Genomic DNA, 19,859 nt, shown 5'->3' on the forward strand with positions numbered 1-19,859 from the left:
TATCTCGACACCCTTACCATTTCGTCTTAAAGTCGATCTTGAAGTGGGAGACGAGCACTGCGCAGCTAGGGCAGGGATCCATCTCCTTCAGATAGAACTTATTATTGGGAGATCGAATCATGAACGCAGCAGCCGAAGCCCCGGTTGGGTCGAGCCCGCTGTTCAGGGCATCCGTTAGGCAGGCCACCAAGCCGCACCCTCCATGGTTATCCCCTCGCTGCACACCGGGGATCGAGTCAAGAACACTCTGGACCTTCGGATGCACTGCCCGACCCCCAACTCCTCCGTCACTGGTGCGAACTATGGGCTTATACCCCTTGATCTGGAGGGCCTCCACGGCCCCACCCGGCCTTTGCTTCCCCGGAAGAGCAGAGTATTCGGCTGCAGAATTTCTGGCAGCCTCAGTGACTTCACAATTGTGGACGAGGACCGGCGTCGCGCCTGCCAGCACATAGTACGTGTGGAAGTCATCGACGGTGAGGTTGTGAGTTGTGACCGCGAACGGGTAGTTCCGGGTGACCTTGACGGTGAGAGTGGAGCCGTCGGGCTGGCGGAGCTGCTCGCCCTCGGCGAAGTCGCCGGCGTCGAGCCACTGGCGGCGGGTTTCGCTCCAGTGCGGGTGGTGGGAGGTGGAGGTGAGGGTGACCGGCGGGCCGCGGGGGTTCGCGTCGTCGGTGAGGGTGAGGTCCGTGAACTCCTTGTCGTCGGGAGTGGTGATGGTGGCCGTGACCGTCTTGGCCTTGGTTTCACCGGTCTGCGGGTCCGTGGCGAGGACCTTGTCGCCTACCTGTACGTCCTCGATGGCCTTGCTCGTGCCATCGGCCATTTGGACACGCGCACCCGTGGGGAAACTGTTCCTCTTGATGGGGCACGCGGCTCCGGCCTCGGAGTCGGCTGCCCGGGCTTCCGCTCCTCCTCCGCCCGTCTCGGCGTCGGCATCGCCCCTGCCGGCCTTGGATTCTGTGCCGGCGCTGTCGGTGGCTGTCTCCGTCGCTGCCTTTTCGTCCCCTGCCTTTCGTGCCTGAGCCGCTGCAGCGGATGCTTCGTCGTCGGCCTTCTTGGCTTTGGTGAAGGCCTCCATGGCCTTGGATGCCTTGCGTTCGGCGGCATTGACCGCATCGTAGGCCTTGTTCAACTCCTTGTAGATCTTGAAGGCCTTGATGCCGATCTTGATGGCCTTGGCCAGCTTGCCCCAGGGGACCGCGTTGAGTGCCGTGTTGATGCACGCCATGACGTCGCCCTTGGTGAAGCAGTCACGGGCGTCGTTGTAACCGATCAGGTCCAGAACCAGATCGACTACAGCGTGCTTCAGTTCATCGCGCTTCTTCTTGGCCTTGTTGAGCTCGTGGTTGGCCTCGTCCACATCCCCCTTGGAACCGCGGTTGCTGCTGCTGCCGCTTCCGCTGCCCACGGTCGCGCCGGAGTTGTTGGTGTTGCCCGTGTTGGTGTTGACGCTGCAGGAGGAGAAGTTGTCGCAGAAGACCTTCAGGCCCGTCGCGTCAGACTTGTTGAACGGGTCGTTGTTGGAGTACGCGTACGCGTTCCACTGCTGCGGGTCGCCGCCGTCGATGATCGGGTCGGGGCTGATGAACCGCCCCGTAGTGGGGTCGTACTCGCGGGCGCCCAGGAGAGTGAAGCCCGTGGCCTTCTCCTTGGTGCCGCCGACGAAGCCCTTGTCGCCGGCCCAGGCTCCGGGCGTCGGCTGGGTACCACGCTCGTTGCCGAAGGGATCTGCCGGGCGGCGGACCTGAGCGAGGTCGGTGGCGTTGAACTGGACGCCGTTCGTCCCGTGATGGTCCGAGGACTGGTAGGCGAGCGTGGAGGCGCCGGCCGTCGTGGTGCGGGTGATGGACAGGCCGCCGGGCGCACCGTAGGTGCGGACGTTGGAGACCTTGCTGGTGGCGGTGTCCAGAGTGATCTGGTCGGTGCCGAGGTTGAGCGTGGTCTTGCCCGGGTCGCGGCGGATGAGCTGGTTGCCGCCGGTGTCGTAGAGGTAGCTGGTGCCACCGCTCTCGCCGGTTCCGGTGATCTTGTCGAGCTTGCCCTGGTCGTTCCAGGTCAGGGTCTTGGTGCCCGGCGTGCTGGTGATCGACGCGGTGTTGCCGGTCGCGTCGTACGTGTACGAGGTGACCTTGGCGCCTGTGCTGCTGGTCTCCGTGGAGGCCATCAGCGCGTGCGGGCCGCCCGTGCCGCCGCCCGTCTTCGGGTCGGTGGACGGGGTGTTGGGGCCGGATCCGAAGGTCTGGGTGACCGTCGTGTCCTTGGCCGCGTTACCGGTGACGTCCTTCTTCACCAGCTTGGTGCGGTTGCCGATCTTGTCGTACTCGTACTGCTGCCAGTACGGGGCCGGCCCGCCCACGCTCGGCTTGCCTGTCCCGTCGGCCTTCGGCCCCGTGGCGTTGGAGCAGCCGCCGATGCCGCGCACGCTCGGCTGAGGAGCCGTGGTGGTGGTGCCGGTGTCGGTCCAGGCCTGGGTCAGTCGGCCGAGGTAGTCCGTGGTGAAGCACTGCAGATCGCGGGCGGAGCCGTCCTGCGTATTGCTGATCGACGTCAGTTGGCCGACCTGGTTGTAGGTGTAGTCGATGACATCGACATTCGCCGTTGCGGCCGTCTGCTTGTCCAACGTGGACTGGATCGGCCGCCCCGTGGCCTCGTCGTACAGAACCGTGGACACCACCTGTGCGCCGTTGGCGCCGATGGTGGTGCGGATGGCCCGACCAGAGGGGTGGTAGCGCATGTCCACGACGTACGGCGTACGGGTCTCCTGCGGCCCCATCACGCTGCCGAGCGAGGTGAAGCTGCCCACGGTGTTGATGCCGTAGGTCAGTTTCTCGACCTCCAGGCCTGCGGCACTGATGGCCGGCAGGGCCGTGGTCTTGAGCTGGCCGTACTTGTCGTAGGTGTTCTTCGTCTCGTAGGTGCCCTGCAGTTCCTTTTCGACTGCGGGGATGGTGACCTTGGTGCCGAGGGGGCGGTAGCCGCTGTCGTAGCCAGTGACCTCCGTGGCGTAGGCACTGCCCGATTCTCCGCCGACGAATCGTGTGCTGGTCGACGGCTTGCCACGCGCTTTGGTGTCGTAGGTGAAGGCGCCGACCTGCTTCGACGGGTCGACTGCCGGCCCCTCGTAGGACGCGATCGTGCGGCCGAGAAGGTCGCTGACGGTCGTGGCCTGCTTGCCGCGGGCGTCCTTGACCGTGACGAGGTTCTTGCTGTCGTCGTAGACGGTCTCCGCCGTGCCCGAGTCCGGGTCGGTGGTCTTCACCGTGCGGCCCAGGAGGTCGTAGGCGAAGGTCCATTCGTTGCCGGCGGAGTCCTTGCGGGACACCTCCTTGCCCTGGGTGTTGCTGACGTACGTGGTCGCGTCGTAGTCACCCACGGGCGTGTTGCCCTTGTACTGGCGCACCACCGAGGTCAGGCCGCTGGTGATGGACGCCGTGGCGTATCCACCGGTCGGCGGGATGTTCCGGACCTCGTCAGCACCCGGGTACTCGGTCTTCGAGCGCCACTGTTCAACGCCGAAGGACTGGAAGACGGAGGCAGTGATCCGGCCCAGTCCGTCGAAGACGGAGATGGTCTGGGCGGGAACCTTGGTGTCGGGTTGGACTCCGCCGTTGGGCAGGAACAGCGCCCCGCCGGGTGCCTTCTCGTCGTTGTAGTACGGCGCGCTGGTCTTGACCTGCCGACCGTGCGAGTCGAACAGGGCGTCGGTGATCATGCGCCCGTTGGCGCCGGACGGGGTGTGTGCCTGGGTCTGGCGGACACGGCCGAGACCGTCATAGATCGTGTAGCTGGAAATGTACGAGTCGTCGTTCATGAGCGCCTGGCTCAGAACGGTGGTCGGCGCGTTGGCGCCGTTCATGCTGTAGGAGAACTTGCGGACCGGTGGGTCGACGGTCCGGTCCTGGCCGGGCTGCCAGATGGTGGTGACGCGTCCGAGGGCGTCGTAGCCGCGCTCGGCCACGTGGCCGTTCTCGTCGGTCGTCTTCATCGGCAGCGAGCGGCCGGTGTCGAGGGTGGTGGTGGTCTTCCAGCCCAGCGGGTTGGTGTGGGTGACCTCGTAGGGCAGCGCGTTGGGCAGTGCCCTGTATTCGGTCTTGGTGACCGCGCCGCCCGTGTGTGCGGCGTCCTTGCGCAGCTTGTTCGTGCTGGTGGTGAGACGGCCGTACAGGTCGTACGAGGCCGTCATGTTGAGCCGGTAGACCGGCTTGCCCGCGCCGTCGTACTTCTCCAGCACCTCCGTGCCGGTCTGGTCGGCGGTCGCGCCGGTCTGGCCGTGCGCCTTGTCGTCGTAGTAGGTGCGCGTGTCACCGACCGTGTTGGCAGCGTTCGGCGTCTGACCGCACACACCCGATACGAGCAGGGTGCGGGAGGCGAGCTGGGTGAGTGCGCCCCCGGGGCCGGTGGCGTACTCGAAGGTGGTGCACATGCGCTGGTCCGTGCGGGAGACATCGCCCTTGTCGTCGACCTGGAGCGGTCGCGAGAAGAGGGTGTCGTCGTACGTCGAGGTGCGCTCGGTCGTGCGCCATGTGCCGTTGGCGAGCTTGGCGCGGCCGACGACCTTGCCGGTGTTCAGCGCGCGGGCCGTGATGGCGGGCATGCCGCCGGACTGGGCGCGGGTGGCGGTGACGGCGCCGAGCCAGGGGGTGGAGACCTCGTCGCCGACGACGGTGCCGCCGTCGCGGTCGTAGGTCTCGGTCTGGCGGACGAAGCCCGACAGTACGTCCTCGTCCTTGATGGTGCCGCCGTGCGCGTCGAGGACGTTCACGCTGCGCTTGCTGCCGTTGGCGAGGACGTCGCCGTCCATGCCGCGCAGGAAGGTGGCCACCGACTTGGTGCGCGGAGCCTCGGACGCGTTGCTGCCGCCGGTACGGGTGGTGACCGTGGCGTAGCCGCGGAACTGGTCCCACGTACGGGTCTTGGGGTCGGCGAACTCGGAGTCGTTGCGGTGCCAGGCGATACCTCCGCCGTACTCGTAGTTGGTCACCGTGCTGACCTGGCCGGCGACCATGTCCTGCTGGGTGACGGACTCGACGACGACCTTGTGGAACCAGTCGTTGACCGGGTCCGGGTAGGACTGGCCGGGCAGGTACCACTTGACCGGCATACAGGCCATGCTGTTGGTGTCGTCGGCCGCGGGCATGGTGCCCTTGACCCGCGAGCACTCCGGAGCCTTGTAGACCACGTTGATGCGGCCACCGGTCTCGGTGGTGATCATCTGGATGCGCGGCCGGTTGTAGCGGGAGGTGCTGGCCTCGGTGCCGTCGGGACGCTTGACCACGCCGTCGACGCGGTTGGGTATCTGCAGCGGCTCGAACAGCACGGGCGGCACGGTCAGCGGGGACCGGGCATTGGTCGCGGTGCGCTGGATGGACTCGAGCCACAGGGTCGGGGAGGTTCCGTCACCCGGCGCCTCGAAGCGCTGCTTCAGCGCGTAGGAGTCGATGTTGCGGTAGCCGCCGGTGCCCAGGACCTCGGTGTCGATCTTCGTCAGCCGCTTGGTGGTGAAGAAGGTGGGCGACAGGTTCAGGCACTGGCCGGTGGCCGCGCACTCCTGGTCGACCGGGGTGTCGCCCCAGGCCTTGGCGTTGGTCTTGCGCTTCGTGGGGTCACAGGCGTCGCCCGCTTCGAAGCAGCGGTCCGCGGTGCGGAGCCAGATCTGGGCTGCGGTGTTGGCCTTGCCCTTGGCGGTGATCTGGTCGGGCAGGCGCTGGCCGTAGCCGATCCAGGTCGGGTAGGAGGCGCGCTGGTAGAGGGTGGGGGTGCCGTTGCCGTTGTTCTGGCCGCCGCCACGCCCGTAGTGGTTGTCCTCCTGCTCGTAGCGGTAGGAGGTCAGGTTCTGGTGCGGGTCCACGACGTAGTCGAGGTTCCACTGCCAGCCGAGCTGCTGGTGGGTGCCGTTGGCCGGAGTGTCGGCGCCGAGGCACTTGTCCTGGCCGCTGTTGAAGTAGACGGGCACCGTGGAGACGGACTTGGCCTCCGGGTCGGTGCCGTCACCGCCCGGGAGGCGGTTGGCGCCGAAGTAGTACTGCGTGCCGTCGGTCGTGGTGACGCGGAAACCCTCGCCCTTCCAGGCGGAGTTGCGCTGGCCGGTCAGGCGCTCGATCTTCGTGCCGTCGTCGCCCTGCAGGCGGTAGACGCAGGTGTTGTCGTCGCGGACGATCTGCCCGGCGTGACCCGCCATCGAGAGGGAGAGGATGTCACCGGCCCAGCACTCGTCGCCCGAGTCCTTGATGCCGGCGTCCTTGCAGCCCTTGTACGAGCGGGAGATCGAGCCGGGGTGCCAGTCCCAGCCCTCACCGATCAGGCCGGACTGCGCGTTGGTCGACGCGGTACGGCCGTCGATCGAGGAGGAGTCGTAGCCGAGCACGACGCTCGGCGCCGCGCCCGCGATCGTCGACGGGATCTCGGCCGTGTAGCCGTAGGTGAAGTTCGCCGAGTTCGCCCCGGCCTGCCAGGAGGCCGACGGCAGGAGCGGCGTCGCCGAGTAGTCACCGAGGTTGCCGGACGGGCCCGGCTCCACGGCGAGGGCCACGCCCTGGGCGGCCATGACCTGCGGCGCCGCCGCGGACCCGGCCTGGGCGCCCGGCTGCGACTTCAGCAGCATGCTGGGAGCTGCCGCGTTCTTCGCCACCTCGACCTCGGCGACCAGACGCCCGGAGGCGTCCCGGCGCGAGGCGACGGGCGTACGGGTGGTGCAGCCGGCCGCACCCGGGGTCGTCAGGGCACATGCGGGCAGCTGCACCAGACGCGCACGGTCGGCCCAGTTGGCGCCGGCGTTGTTGGCCCATGCCGCCACGTCCAGGCCGACCTCGACCTTGCCCGTGGCGGCGACGCCCGCGGGCTCGGTGAGGGTGATCAGCGCACCGTTCACTCCGGCGGCGCGCGCCTTTGCCGAGTCCTTGACCTCAACGCTGAGGCTGCCGCTCCCCGTGGCCGAGGGCGCGTTCGCGGGCCCGGACGGCATGGCCTTGGCCTTTGCGTCCTTCCCGGGTGCGACCCAGACGGGCAACTCGCCTGCCTGGACGGACCCCGCCGCCCCGGCGGCAGGCTTCGACTCGGGGCGGGAGTCGACCTCGACCCGACTGGCCCCGGCCGGAGCCTTCGACTTCGGAGCGGGCTTCCAGGGCTTGGCGGCCGGCGCCTTGCCCTTCGAGGACTTGGCGTCCGACCCCTTGACCGACTTCGCGCCGGGCAGTGCGGTCTTCGGTGGCACCCACACTTTTGGCGGTTTGTCAGCCGCCTGGACCGCGGGAAGACCCAGGCCGGAAACTAGAACGGCGAGTGCGGCAACGACCGCGACCCGTGCTCTGCCACGCGCTGAGCGCATGGCAAAGCGACTCCGATGAGACAACAGGATCCCCCCAGGAAACCGGTACAGGAAAAGGCCGGCCCGTCAGGGTCCGGATCAAGTGCACGCTATGGAGCGGGCGTTGGGAAGTCTAAGGAGATTTTAAGAATCTCCCCCCATGAGCAATGTCACCCATGGACAACATGGCGTTTCGTGACATGAACCGGACATTGCATCTTCACAGGTTCCTCACAGGCTGTTGACAGGTTTGCAGATCGGAAGGAACTGTGCCCCTGACTTCTCTTCATTTACCGCTGACAGCGAGGACCTCCGCCTTGAGGCCTGCATTCCTTTCAAGCCACTCCGACCCGGGGGTGTCCGGCAGACGCCGCTCCCCCGGCATGCTCACCATCTCCTTGGCCGGCGCCGCCGTAATCGCTCTCGGGGCCGGTCTGCTGACCGGACCTCCTGCCTACGCCGAGGACGCACGCGGACACGGCCCGGCCGATGCGTCCTGGCCCACTCCGAAGACGCCTCCGCCCTCTGCTGCGTCGTCGGCGATCGGTGCCGCAAAGGCCCGAGCCAAGAGCGACGGAAAGCGGGTCCTCATCGACGCGCTGACGACGGCCAGTTCACAGACCTTCGCCACCCCGGGCGGGACGCTCACCACGGAGACCTCGCTCGCGCCGGAGCGGGTGAAGAACTCCTCCGGAAATTGGCAGAAAGTCGACGCAACCCTGCGGATCGCCGCCGACGGCACGGTGGCCCCGGTGGCCGTCCCCTCCTCGCTCGGCTTCTCCGGCGGCGGAACGGGTCCCATGGCCACCATGACGGCCTCCGACGGCAAGAAGCTGGCCCTCAAGGCACCCTTTCCGCTGCCCAAGCCGACGCTCAACGGGGACAGCGCCCTCTACCCGTCCGTTCTGCCGGGCGTGGACCTCGAACTCACCGCCACCCCCACCGGTGGCTGGCGCCAGGTACTGATCGTCCGCACCGCCGAGGCCGCCGCCAGTCCGGCCGTCAGGAAACTCCAGTTCCCCGTCGAGGCCGACGGCCTGACAGTCAGTGCCGACGCTGCCGGAAACCTCAAGGCGGTGGACGCCCAGGGCAACGCCCACTTCACCGCCCCGACCCCGGTCATGTGGGACTCGGCTCGCTCCGGGTCGGCCAACGGCGCCGGCCGCCCGAAGTCGGCGGGCGTCTTCGCCAAGCAGGCCGCACCGACCGAGGAAACCCCCCTGGCCCCCTCGATCGCGTCGAGCTCCGACGGCCCCGGCGAAGGTGCCACGGTAAAGCCGATCGCCACGACCGTCGACGACCAGGGTATCCAGCTCATTCCCGACACCGCGCTCCTCGGACAGGGCACCGGCCCCTGGTACATCGATCCGGGCTGGGCGCCCAGCCTGAACAACGCCAACCAGGCGTGGGCACAGGTCCAGCAGGCGTACCCGGACACCAACGAGTTCAACGGGACGCAGTACGGGCAGGACAGGCCCGCCACCGGCTACTGCGGTTACAACGTGGGCAATCCGCCCTGCGACGGCATCGGCAAGACCCGCGCCTACTTCCAGATCGGCGTGGACACACGGCTCTACGGCACCGAGGTCCTCAGCGCACGGTTCGAGGCGAACGTGGTCTCCTCCTCGAGCCCGAGCACCCAGACCCCGATGGGGCTGTACTCCACCAACGCCATCGGCAACCCGACCAGCTGGAACCGGCAGCCCTGCGACAAGAACTCGCACATGGGCGGCTGCACGAAGGAAGCCGGCATCACCATGTCGGGGTCCGGTGGCATTGCCTTCGACGTCAAGAACCTCGTGAAGAGGGCGGTCCAGTACAGGTGGCCCACCATCACCGTCGGTCTCGCTCCCGACAACGAGTCCGATAAGTACTACCGCCAGCGGTTCGACAACACTCCGCGCATCGTGGTCGAGTACGACATCACGCCCACGGTGTCGTCGCCCCGCACCGGCCCGACGCCCGGCTTCGCGGACACCAACTCGTACGCCGGCTGCCGCACCCCCGGAGCCGTCAACGCCTGGGACAACCCGGGCTGGGTCGGCGCCAACAACAACATCACCTTCACGGCAGACACCCACTCGGCCACTGGCCTGCAGCTGTGGACGGCCTTCATCTACTGGGACGATGACAACGGCGGGAAGAGCGACTTCAGGGAGAGCGGCTGGAACGGCAGCAGCGGCCCCGTCACCGTCGATGCCGGTCAGCTGGTCGACGGACACCAGTACGGATGGCACGCCCGCAACACCGACGGCTTCCTGACCAGCGCCGACAGTGAGTGGTGCTTCTTCCGCGTCGACCGCACCCCGCCGACCGCCACCGTCACCTCCACGGACTTCCCCGCCTCCGGCACCATCGGGGCGCACCCGAAGCTCGTCGGCCAGGAGGGCACCTTCACGCTCAGCGGCACCGACCCCGCCCCGGCGACCGGTACCCGAACCTCCGGCCTGGCCTGCGCGCGCTGGACCACCGACCCCGTCAAGGCGGCCGCCACCGGCTGGAAGTGCACCGACCCCGGCGTGATCGAGCTGACCGGGGGCAAGGCCGACGTCAAGGTGACTCCTCCGCAGTGGGGCACCAACTACGTCTACCTTCAGACCCAGGACAACGCGGGCAACATGTCCCAGCCGTTCGTGTACAGCTACTACGCGCCGTCCAACCCCAACGGGGGCAAGCCGACGCTCGGGGACATAGACGGCGATCAGAAGCCGGACATCCTGCTGCCCGACACCGCAGGCAACCTTCGTAAAATCCTGGGTGGCGGGGACCCGTCTGCCGCGCCCAAGGCGAACATGCAGTCCGCTCCCAACGACACCAACAACTGGAACGGGATCCAGATCACCCACCGGGGCAGCCTGGGTGAGAAGAACGTCGACGACCTGCTCGCCCTCGCTCCGGGCCAACAGTGGCTCTACACCTACCCCAACGACGGAAAGGGTGGCGCCTTCGACGGTCAGGCGAAGCAGAAGGTCACCAAGCCGAGTACCTGCCTGTCCGTTACCCGAGTACCCATTACGTGCGCAGACCACGGCTACGGCGCCGACTGGTCCAAGGTCACCCAGATCGCAGCATTCGGCCCCCACGCAGGTGAGACCGGGCCCAACGCACCCGCCCTGCCTCGCACCTCTCTGGTCTTCGTAGAGAACGGGCGCCTCTGGTTGAGCGGCTCCGGCAGCGACAACGACGTATCCAGCTGGGCCGTCCTCCTCTCCGCCAACGACACCAAGTGGGCCGGCTACGACCTGCTCACCCCCGGCCGTGCGCAGGGCACCGACTTCCCGACCCTGTGGGCCCGTTCCAAGGCCGACGGCACCCTCCACGCCTTCTCGGTCAAGGGCACGACCCAGGCCCCCGACCTCACCGGCTTCACCAACCCGGCCGCGGGCATCGTCTCCGGCAAGATCGACCCGAAGGTCTACCCGCGGGTCGGCTCCGACGGCGACCTGAACGGTGACGGCATCCCCGACCTGTGGGCCGTCGACACCAACCAGCAGCTCGTCGCCTTCAACGGCGTCGGCACCGCGACGCCCTTCCCGACCGCCACCGGCGTCAGCACGACTCCCGTCACCCTGGGCAATCTCAACATGCCCAAGGCGCAGTGGAAGCTGACCGGTCAGACCGGCACCACCACCCCGAGCGCCGTCGGCAATTTCCCCGCCACGACGACCAACGTCACCTTCCCCGCGGCCGAGGACATCGCTGGCCGCAGCTCCAGTTACGCCGCCTTCAACGAGGCGGGCACCTCCTATGCCAGCACCGCCGGCCCCGTGATCGACACCCGCAAGAGCTTCACCATCAGCACGTGGGTCAAGGCCTCGAAACTCGGTGGAGTCGTCCTCAGCCAGGACCTGGGCCGCAACAGCTCGCTGCTGCTCTTCCCCAACCACACCAAGAAGGTCTGGCAGTTCTCCATCGCCAACGGCGACACGGACCCCTGGCCTTACGACGAGACCCATCAGGTCAACAGCGCCGGCACCATCGCCCTGGACACCTGGCAGCAGCTGACCGCCGTGTACGACCACACCACCGGCCTGATGCGCCTGTACGTCAACGGCACTCTTGCGGCCACCGGCCACCACAAGGCGTCCACCAGCCCGGCCCCCGTCGGCCCCTTCCACCTGGGCCGCTTCAAGGATGCCGGCGCCTACGCCAACTCCTCCTACTGGGGCGGCATCAGCAACCTCGCCGTCTATCCCTACGCCGCCCCCGTCACCGCCCCGCAGGCGACCGGGCCGATCCACCTGACCGCGCCCACGGGCTTCTGCGTGGACAACGACTTCGACCGCCTCGAGGACGGCAACAAGATTCAGATCGCGGGCTGCAACGGCACCGCCGCCCAGCAGTTCCAGGTCTCCAACGACGGCACCATCCGCAACCAGGGCATGTGCCTCAACGCCGCCAACGGCGGTGTCGTGAACGGCACTCTCATCGAGCTCCGCACCTGTGACGGCAGCGCCGGCAGCCAGCAGTTCCTGCCTCGGGCCGACGGCGGCATCTACCACCCCGCCTCCGGTCGCTGCCTCGACCTCGGCAACTACGACACGACTCCCGGAAGGCAGCTCTGGCTCTACGACTGCCACTCCGGCCCGGCCCAGCGCTGGACCATTCCCACCCTCGGCACGGCGCCGCTTCCCATCCCCGCGCCGTAACTGCACACCGCACACCGCACCACACGGAGGCCGTCTTCCCGCACCCGGGGAGGCGGCCTCCGCCGTTCCCTCCCCTGCCCCGTAGCCCCCGGCAGGGCTCCGTGGCGCGGAACGGGGGGTTCGTCACCTGATGAAGTGAATTCACCCTTGTCCCATGCGTAACAGGGGTAGGGCACTGCTGATCTCGTGCGGGGGACCGGGGCGACCGGGCTCCCGTACCCATGGACGAAAGGCCGAGCCCGCCGTGACGCAGCCGTTTCAACTGCCGGATTTCTATGTGCCCTATCCGGCACGACTGAACCCCCACCTGGAGGACGCGCGGACCCACACCAAGCAGTGGGCGCGCGACTTCGGGATGCTGGAGGGGTCCGGCGTCTGGGAGGAGAGCGACCTCGACTCGCACGACTACGCACTGCTCTGCTCGTACACCCACCCCGACTGCGACCGCGACGCGCTGGCGCTGGTCACCGACTGGTACGTGTGGGTGTTCTTCTTCGACGACCACTTCCTGGAGATGTACAAGCGCTCGCTGGACCGCGACGGCGCCAAGGAGTACCTCGACCGGCTCGCCGCCTTCATGCCGATGGACCTGTCCGCCGGGTTCCCCGAGGCCACCAACCCCGTGGAGGCGGGACTCGCCGACCTCTGGGCACGGACGGTTCCCGCGATGTCCGCGGACTGGCGGGAACGGTTCTCCTTGTCGACGAAGAACCTCCTCAACGAGTCCATGTGGGAGCTCGCCAACATCAACATCGGGCGCGTCGCGAACCCGCTCGAATACATCGAGATGCGCCGCAAGGTGGGCGGCGCCCCCTGGTCGGCCGGCCTGATCGAGTACGTGTCCGCCGAGGTCCCCGCGCGCGTCGCGCACTCCCGCGCGCTCGGCGTCCTGCGCGACGCCTTCTCCGACGCCGTGCACATCAGGAACGACATCTTCTCCTACGAACGCGAGGTGGCCGACGAGGGCGAACTCTCCAACGCCATCCTGGTGTTGGAGACCTTCCTGGGCTGCACCACCCAGGAGGCCGCCGAGGCCTCCAACGACCTGCTCACCTCCCGCCTCCAGCAGTTCGAGCAGACCGCGCTCGTCGAGCTCCCCCAGCTCTTCGCCGACCACGCGCTGAACCCGGCGGAGATCGCGGCCGTCCTCGCCTACACCAAGGGCCTGCAGGACTGGCAGTCCGGCGGCCACGAGTGGCACATGGTCTCCAGCCGCTACATGAACAAGGAGGCCCGGCCCACCGCCCCGGCGACCCTGCCCTTCCTGCCGTCCGGTCTCGGCACCACCGCGCTCGACCTGCGGTCCGTGTTCACGAAGCGCTCGATGGAGCTGCGCCACCGCTCCTTCACCCACGTGCCCTTCGAACGCACCGGCCCCTCCGTCATCCCCGAGATCTACATGCCGCACCGGCTCAGCCTCAGCCCGCACCTGGCGCACGCGCGCGAGGAATCCGTGGCCTGGTCCCGGCGGATGGGCCTGCTGGACCCGCAGCCCGGCGACCCCGGCTCGGCCATCTGGACCGAGGAGCGGCTGCGGGGCTTCGACTTCGCCGTCTGCTCGGCCGGGATCGACCCGGACGCCACACCGGAGCAGCTGGTCCTCAACGCCTGCTGGCTGACCTGGGGCACGTACGGGGACGACTACTACCCGGTGGTCTTCGCCCAGAGCAGGAACCTTCCGGCCGCCAAGGCGACCACCGCCCGTCTGATCTCCATGATCCCGGTCGACCACGCCGGACAGCCCGAGCCGGTGACCGCGATGGAGCGCTCTCTCGGCGACCTGTGGGTGCGCACCAGCGCCGGCATGTCCGTCGAGCAGCGCACCGAGTTCCGGGCCACCTTGGTCAGCATGCTGGAGAGCTGGCTGTGGGAGGTGGACAACCAGATCCAGAACCGCGTCCCGGACCCGGTGGACTACGCGGAGATGCGCCGCCACACCTTCGGCAGTCACCTCACGATGTACCTGTGCCGCCTCGGGCACCAGGGCCGGGGCATCCCCGAGGAGATCTACGCCTCCGGGACCATCCGTTCACTGGAGAACGCGGTCGCGGACGCCGCCTGCATGATCAACGACATCTACTCCTACCAGAAGGAGGTGGAGGTCGAGGGCGAGGTCCACAACTACATCCTGGTCACTCGGAACTTCTTCGACATCGACTACCCGCAGGCCCTGCACATCTGCCATGAGCTGATGACCCGGCGGACCGAGGAGTTCGAGCACATCGTGGCGACCCAGCTGCCGCTGCTCTACGACGACTGGAAGCTCGGCGCCGAGGCCCGGGAGGCGCTGGACGGGTACGTGGGCGAGCTGAAGGACTGGCACGCCGGCATCCTCAACTGGCACCAGAAGATCCGGCGTTACCGCTCGGAGGATCTGCACCCGCAGCCCGACCTGCTGTCCACCCGCATCCTGGGCACCGACTTCGGCATGGCGGCCGCCCGGATCTCACTGCCCGCCTGACCCCGAGGCCGTGCGGAGGGGGCAGGACCGGCTCACCGGCCGACCGCCCCCGCCGCCGGACCTCAGAACTCGTCGCTCGTGTGCGGCAGTACCGGCGTGCGCAGGGCCGCGTCCAGTGCCGCCGCCGCGCCGGGTGTGTGCTCCCGGACCAGTCCGGCCGCGACCAGTTCCTCGATCCGGGTTCCGCCGAGGTAGCACGCGGCCAGTTCGCGTACGTCCAGGGCCAGGTCGGCTGCGGTGGAGTCCGCGGGGTCGTGCCGGTACGTCGCCCCGCCCGGCCCCGCCTTGAGCCGGAACCGCCCGGCATTGGCGGGCAGCCGTACGTCGCGCACCTCCAGCACCACCTCCACCGGCGCGGCCCAGGACCGCGCCGTCAGGGCGGCGCCTACGTCGACCAGGCGCACCCAGAGCGCCGGGAACTGGGCGGTGACCCGTACCTGGTCGCGGTCCGCGGCGAAGTGCAGCAGCGGGTCGTCGAGCGGGCGGCCCCACGCCGAGACCCTGCCGGTGAGGTCGAGCGAGGCCACGCACTCCCACAGCGCGGCGGCGACCGCCGGGGTGTCGGCCTCCAGCTCGTCGACCCGGACCCGGCCCGGCACCCGGACGGCCGCGGCGTCGTCCTCCGCCCTGGTGCGGTAGAGGACGTATCCGGCGATCGGCTCGCCCGCCTCCCCGAGGACGATGATCCGCGGCGGGCTCAACTCCTCGTCCTCCTCGTCCTGTTCGGCCAGCCACTCCTCCCGCCAGCGCTCCGCGCTGCGGGTGGGCCGGCCGGCCCGCCCGGCGCGGGCGGCCTCGTGGAAGGGCCCGATCACGGCGAGGGCCTCCTCCGGGTCGAGGAGCCGCAGCGGCCGCCGGTCCGGTTCGATGCGCAGGGCCAGCGGGCGGGTGGAGTCGATCTCGATGGTGGCACCGGTGGTGGCGCTGCCGTAGCCGAAGCGGCCGTAGATCGCGGCCTCGGAGGCCCAGAGGGCGGCGAGCGGACTGGCCGCGGCGGCCGTCCGCCGCAGCATCCGCGTCATCAGTGCGGTGAGTACGCCGCGCCGGCGGTGGGTGGGGGCGACACAGACGAAGGTCAGCCCGGGGCAGGGCAGGTCCGCCCCGGGCACCGAGAGCCGGAAGTCGTGCGCGGCCATGAAACCGACCAGGGCGGCGCCGTCGTAGGCGCCGATCCGGTCGCAACTCGCGAGCAGCGCATGGTGTTTGTCCCGGACCTCCTTCTCGGGCCGGTCGTGGAAGACCAGGTACGCGAGCTCCAGAGCACGGTCGATGTCGGACTCGGGTACCTCGCGGATGTCCACCATGATCGCGAGACTAATCGGTCATCGCGGACCGGTCATCCCATAAAGGCCGGAGGCCATGGATTTCAGTCGCTGCGGCGGTCGGCCGCCGGGGTGCGCCGCCCCGGTGTCTCCGAAAATCCGTCGCCTCCGTGATCATCTGTGGCTACCGTGTGCCTCCCGCCGTCACGGAGTGAGGATCAGGGCTTGATCGAGGGAGAACTCGTCGCACTGCGCGCACTGCGCGCGGAGGACTCGGAGCACCACCTGCGCTGGCGCAATGACCCCGAGGTGGCCCGTTGGGCGTCCGCCGGGGACCCGTGCTTCGGCCCGGTCACACGGGAGGCGCTGACGATGTTCTTCGAGCGGATGCTGGTGCTCTCGCCCCGGGAGTCGGCGGTGTTCACGGTGGAGACCTTGCCGGATCGTCGGGTGATCGGCACGGTCGACTACCGCGACCTGGACCCCTGGGTCGGATCGGCCACGCTCGGGATCACCATCGGCGAGCGGGAGTTCTGGGGCCGGGGGCACGGCTCCGAGGCGATGCGGCTGCTGGTCGACCACCTCTTCGGCTCCTTCCCGCTCACCCGGCTCCAGCTCGACACCTGGAGCGGGAACGAGCGGGCCGTACGGGCGTTCACCCGGCTCGGCTTCCGGGAGGAGGGGCGGCGGCGGGGCGCCGTGCTGCTGGCGGGTGAGCGGTACGACGAGGTGCTGTTCGGGATGCTCCGGGAGGAGTGGCGGACCTGACCCCGCCGACGGTGCGCCCGCCGGACGCCGGCGGTGCCGTCGATCGCCTCGCGGAGGAAGCGGCCGACGCGGCCGTGGCGACGGCCGTACGATCCAGGTCGACGCCCGGCACGGTTCGACCACGCCGCCGCCACGTCCCGGGCGTCCGCCCGCCGCGCACACCCGTCCGTACCCGAGAGAGGGAGCAGCCGCCATGACCCGACTGCACTCCTACACCACCCGCGTGACCTGGACCGGAAACCTCGGCACCGGCACCAGCCACTACCGCGCCTATTCGCGGGCGCACGAGGTGGCCGCCGGAGAGCTGCCGGCGATCCTCGGCAGCTCCGACCCGACCTTCCGCGGCGACGCCTCCCGCTGGAACCCCGAGCAACTGCTGCTCGCCGCCCTGTCCCAGTGCCACATGCTCTCCTACCTGCACTTCTGCACGATCAACGGCGTGGTGGTCACCTCGTACGTAGACGAGGCGACCGGGACGATGGCCACCGCCGGGGACAGCGGGCAGTTCACGGAGGCCGTGGTGCACCCCCGGATCACCGTCGGCGACGAGTCGATGGTGGCCGCGGCGATCGCACTGCACGAGGAGGCCCACCGGGCCTGCTTCATCGCCAACTCGGTGAACTTCCCCGTCCGGCACGAGCCGACCGTGACGGTGGGCTGAGTATCCGGGCCCGCCCCGCGCCGCTGTCCGACGCGGCCCGACGGGCCGGACCCGGCTACCGGCCCACGGGACCGGTCCAGCCCGCCGGGACGTGGCCGAGCCGGATGCGCTGGGGATGGTCGCCGACGGGGACGGAGACCCGCTTGGTGCCCGTGGCGAAGTCGATGGCCGTGACCCGGTCGGCGCCGCTCTCGGAGATCACGCAGGCGCTGCCGTCGCCGTCGACCGTGGCCCAGTACGGCTTGGCGGCGGGCACGAGCGGGCCCTCGGCGAGGGTGGCCCGGTCCACGACGGTGGCGTAGTCGTCCATGGTGCCCGCGATGCACAGCTTCGACCCGTCGGGGCTCATGGACATGCCGTGGTGGCGGGAGTCGTTGACCCAGGTGGTGCGGTCGGGGCTGGTGGCGGGGTTCGCCGGGAGGTTCTTGAGACGGGTGATCCGGTCGGAGGGCACGTCGTACTCCAGGAAGCCGCTGAAGAAGGACACCTGGAAGTAGAGCTTCGACTCGTCGGGGCTGAAGGACACCGGGCGGACGGCATCGGACAGGTCGCGGCGGCCGAAGGCGTCCAGCCGCTCACGCATGTCGATCACCCGCACCGTACGGAAGGTCTGCGCGTCGACCACGGTGATCTTGCGGTCGCCCTTCGTCCAGTCCAGCCAGGGCGCGTCCAGCGCCGTGTTGACCTCGCCGATGGAGCTGTTCCACAGGAAGCGGCCGTCGCGGGTGAAGGTGTTCTCGTGCGGCTTGTCGCCGGTGCCGAAGGAACCGACCTGGCGCCCGGTGGTGATGTCCAGGACGTGCACGGTGTTGGAGGTGGAGGCCGACACGGCCACGCGGGCCCCGTCCGGGGAGACGGCCATGTGGTCGGAGCGGTAACCGGACACCGGGAAGCGCCAGTTGATCCGCCCGGAGGTCACGTCGATGGACACGACGTCGGCGAAGCTGGGGCGGGAGACGACGACGGCGGCGCCGTCGGGGGTGGTGTACATGTCGTCGACGAACTGGTCGTGCCCCTCACCGGCGCTCTCCCGGATGCCGAGGAAGAAGGCGAGCTTCACGGGGTTGAGGTAGATCTCGCGCAGCCGCTCCGCCTTGTCGGGGACCACGTCGATCCGGCCCACCTTGGCGAGGTCGCCGGTGGAGGCGAGGACGTCGGCGGTCCCCTCCCAGTTGTTCCCTACGAAGAGCACCTCGCGCAGACCGACTCCCGGAGCGGGAGCAGCCGGGGCCGGCGTGAATGCGGTGAGCAGGGCGGCGGCTGCCAGCATGCCCAGGGTGCGCACGGTTCGTAACATCCGATCGACTCCGCTACGGGGAAGGGATGGAGAGGGTGCCTCCTCTTACCGGCCGGTAAGATAGGGGGGACGCCAGAAGGGCGCAACCCCTACGGGTCGCGCCCTTTCCTCACCTTCGGCGGCCGGGCGGCCGGTCAGGCGGTCAGGCGGTCAGGCGGTCAGGCGGTCAAGCCACGGAACCGATCCGGTCGATCACCGTTTTCGACACGTCCGGGTGGATCGGGATGTGCGCGCCGGTCAGGGCCGCGCCACTGCCACCGCGGCGGTTCGCGACGATCTCGGCGGCGATGGACAGCGCGGTCTCCTCCGGGGAGCGGGCGCCGAGGTCCAGGCCGATCGGGGAGCGCAGCCGGGCCAGTTCGAGCTCGGTGACGCCGACCTCGCGCAGTCGCTTGTTGCGGTCCTCGTGGGTGCGGCGGGAGCCCATGGCGCCGACGTAGGCGACGGGCAGCTTGAGCGCCAGTTCGAGGAGCGGGACGTCGAACTTGGCGTCGTGGGTGAGCACGCACAGGACCGTCCGGCCGTCGACCTCGGTGGTCTCCAGGTAGCGGTGGGGCCAGCCCACGACGATCTCGTCCGCCTCGGGGAAACGGGTCTTCGTCGCGAAGACGGGCCGCGCGTCGCACACCGTGACCCGGTAGCCGAGGAACTTGCCGATCCGCACGAGGGCGGAGGCGAAGTCGATGGCACCGAAGACGATCATCCGCGGGGGCGGCACGCTGGACTCGACCAGCACCTGCAGGGGCTCGCCGCAGAGCCGGCCGTCCGCGCCGATCTCCAGTACGCCGGTACGGCCGGCGTCGAGCATGGCGCGGGCCTCCTCGGCGACGGTGCGGTCCAGCTCGGGGTGTCCGCCGAATCCACCCTGGTGGGCGCCTTCGGTACGGACGAACACGGCGCGGCCCATCAGCTCGGCCGGGCCCTGCGCCATCCGGGCCACCGCCGCGGCCTCGCCGCGGGCGGCGGCGGCCAGGCCGGCCGCGAACACCTCCCGGGCGGGTGAGCCCACACGGACCGGGGTGACCAGGATGTCGATGATTCCGCCGCAGGTCAGACCCACGGCGAAGGCATCGTCGTCGCTGTAGCCGAAGCGCTCCCGGACGGTCTCGCCGTCCTCCAGCGCCTGCCGGCACAGCTCGTACACCGCACCCTCCACACATCCACCGGAAACCGAACCGATGGCCGTGCCCTCGCTGTCGACGGCGAGTGCGGCACCGGGCTGCCGGGGCGCGCTCCCGCCGACCGCCACGACGGTGGCGACGGCGAAGTCACGTCCCTGCTCGACCCACCGGTTCAGCTCTTCGGCGATGTCCAGCATGGGGGCCTCCTCGGAGAGGTTCGGTTCCAGTATCGGATACGTGGAGCGTGCGGTTCTCGAAAAGCGGATCGACCGGATCAACCGGGTCGATCAGGCCGGGTCGATCAGGCCGGGTCGATCAGGCCGGGTCGATCAGG

General features: G+C 69.1%; 8 protein-coding genes. 4 read left to right on the plus strand and 4 right to left on the minus strand.

The window, feature by feature from the left end; translation table 11 throughout:
* Nucleotides 1–13 precede the first annotated feature (13 nt).
* Nucleotides 14–7,213 carry a polymorphic toxin-type HINT domain-containing protein gene (locus tag OG373_RS09920; RefSeq protein WP_405437557.1) on the minus strand — a complete coding sequence of 2,400 codons (7,200 nt, stop codon included), beginning with the start codon at nucleotides 7,211–7,213 and terminating at the stop codon, nucleotides 14–16.
* Between the two features lie 476 nt (nucleotides 7,214–7,689).
* On the opposite strand from OG373_RS09920, the gene OG373_RS09925 reads away from it, so the two are divergent.
* Together OG373_RS09925 and OG373_RS09930 are read left to right on the plus strand one after the other, a co-directional pair.
* On the plus strand, nucleotides 7,690–11,955 hold the full coding sequence (locus tag OG373_RS09925) for a ricin-type beta-trefoil lectin domain protein (protein WP_405437559.1): 4,266 nt from the start codon (nucleotides 7,690–7,692) through the stop codon (nucleotides 11,953–11,955).
* A 244-nt stretch (nucleotides 11,956–12,199) separates the two neighbouring features.
* Complete coding sequence (locus OG373_RS09930; RefSeq protein WP_405437561.1) at nucleotides 12,200–14,416, plus strand: germacradienol/geosmin synthase; 2,217 nt, start codon at nucleotides 12,200–12,202, stop codon at nucleotides 14,414–14,416.
* Nucleotides 14,417–14,478: 62 nt separating this feature from the next.
* On the opposite strand, the gene OG373_RS09935 is transcribed toward OG373_RS09930, so the two are convergent.
* Nucleotides 14,479–15,720, minus strand: a complete 1,242-nt coding sequence (locus tag OG373_RS09935; RefSeq protein ID WP_405437563.1) for a GNAT family N-acetyltransferase — start codon at nucleotides 15,718–15,720, stop codon at nucleotides 14,479–14,481.
* 183 nt (nucleotides 15,721–15,903) lie between these two features.
* On the opposite strand from OG373_RS09935, the gene OG373_RS09940 reads away from it, so the two are divergent.
* Both OG373_RS09940 and OG373_RS09945 read left to right on the plus strand, forming a co-directional pair.
* Entirely contained in the window at nucleotides 15,904–16,446 is a 543-nt protein-coding gene (locus OG373_RS09940) for a GNAT family N-acetyltransferase (protein WP_405437564.1), read from the plus strand.
* Between the two features lie 193 nt (nucleotides 16,447–16,639).
* The gene (locus OG373_RS09945) at nucleotides 16,640–17,107 is read left to right on the plus strand and encodes an OsmC family protein (protein WP_405437566.1); all 468 of its coding nucleotides are present in this window, start codon (nucleotides 16,640–16,642) and stop codon (nucleotides 17,105–17,107) included.
* Nucleotides 17,108–17,162: 55 nt separating this feature from the next.
* Here the strand turns inward: OG373_RS09945 and OG373_RS09950 are convergent, their stop codons facing one another.
* Both OG373_RS09950 and OG373_RS09955 read right to left on the minus strand, forming a co-directional pair.
* Entirely contained in the window at nucleotides 17,163–18,404 is a 1,242-nt protein-coding gene (locus tag OG373_RS09950; RefSeq protein ID WP_405437567.1) for a YncE family protein, read from the minus strand.
* Between the two features lie 166 nt (nucleotides 18,405–18,570).
* Nucleotides 18,571–19,722, minus strand: coding sequence for an XdhC family protein (locus OG373_RS09955; RefSeq protein WP_405437569.1), 1,152 nt, complete (start codon nucleotides 19,720–19,722; stop codon nucleotides 18,571–18,573).
* Between the last annotated feature and the right edge of the window lie 137 nt (nucleotides 19,723–19,859).

It is taken from the genome of Streptomyces avidinii, assembly GCF_045161815.1.
GTDB classification, from domain to species: Bacteria; Actinomycetota; Actinomycetes; order Streptomycetales; family Streptomycetaceae; genus Streptomyces; species Streptomyces avidinii.

What these genes read in the sequence shown, in the direction of transcription:
- OG373_RS09925 (WP_405437559.1), top strand. Translation starts at nt 7,690, where the DNA reads ATGCTCACCATCTCCTTGGCCGGCGCCGCCGTAATCGCTCTCGGGGCC.
- OG373_RS09935 (WP_405437563.1), bottom strand. Translation starts at nt 15,720, where the DNA reads ATGGTGGACATCCGCGAGGTACCCGAGTCCGACATCGACCGTGCTCTG.
- OG373_RS09945 (WP_405437566.1), top strand. Translation starts at nt 16,640, where the DNA reads ATGACCCGACTGCACTCCTACACCACCCGCGTGACCTGGACCGGAAAC.
- OG373_RS09950 (WP_405437567.1), bottom strand. Translation starts at nt 18,404, where the DNA reads ATGTTACGAACCGTGCGCACCCTGGGCATGCTGGCAGCCGCCGCCCTG.
- OG373_RS09955 (WP_405437569.1), bottom strand. Translation starts at nt 19,722, where the DNA reads ATGCTGGACATCGCCGAAGAGCTGAACCGGTGGGTCGAGCAGGGACGT.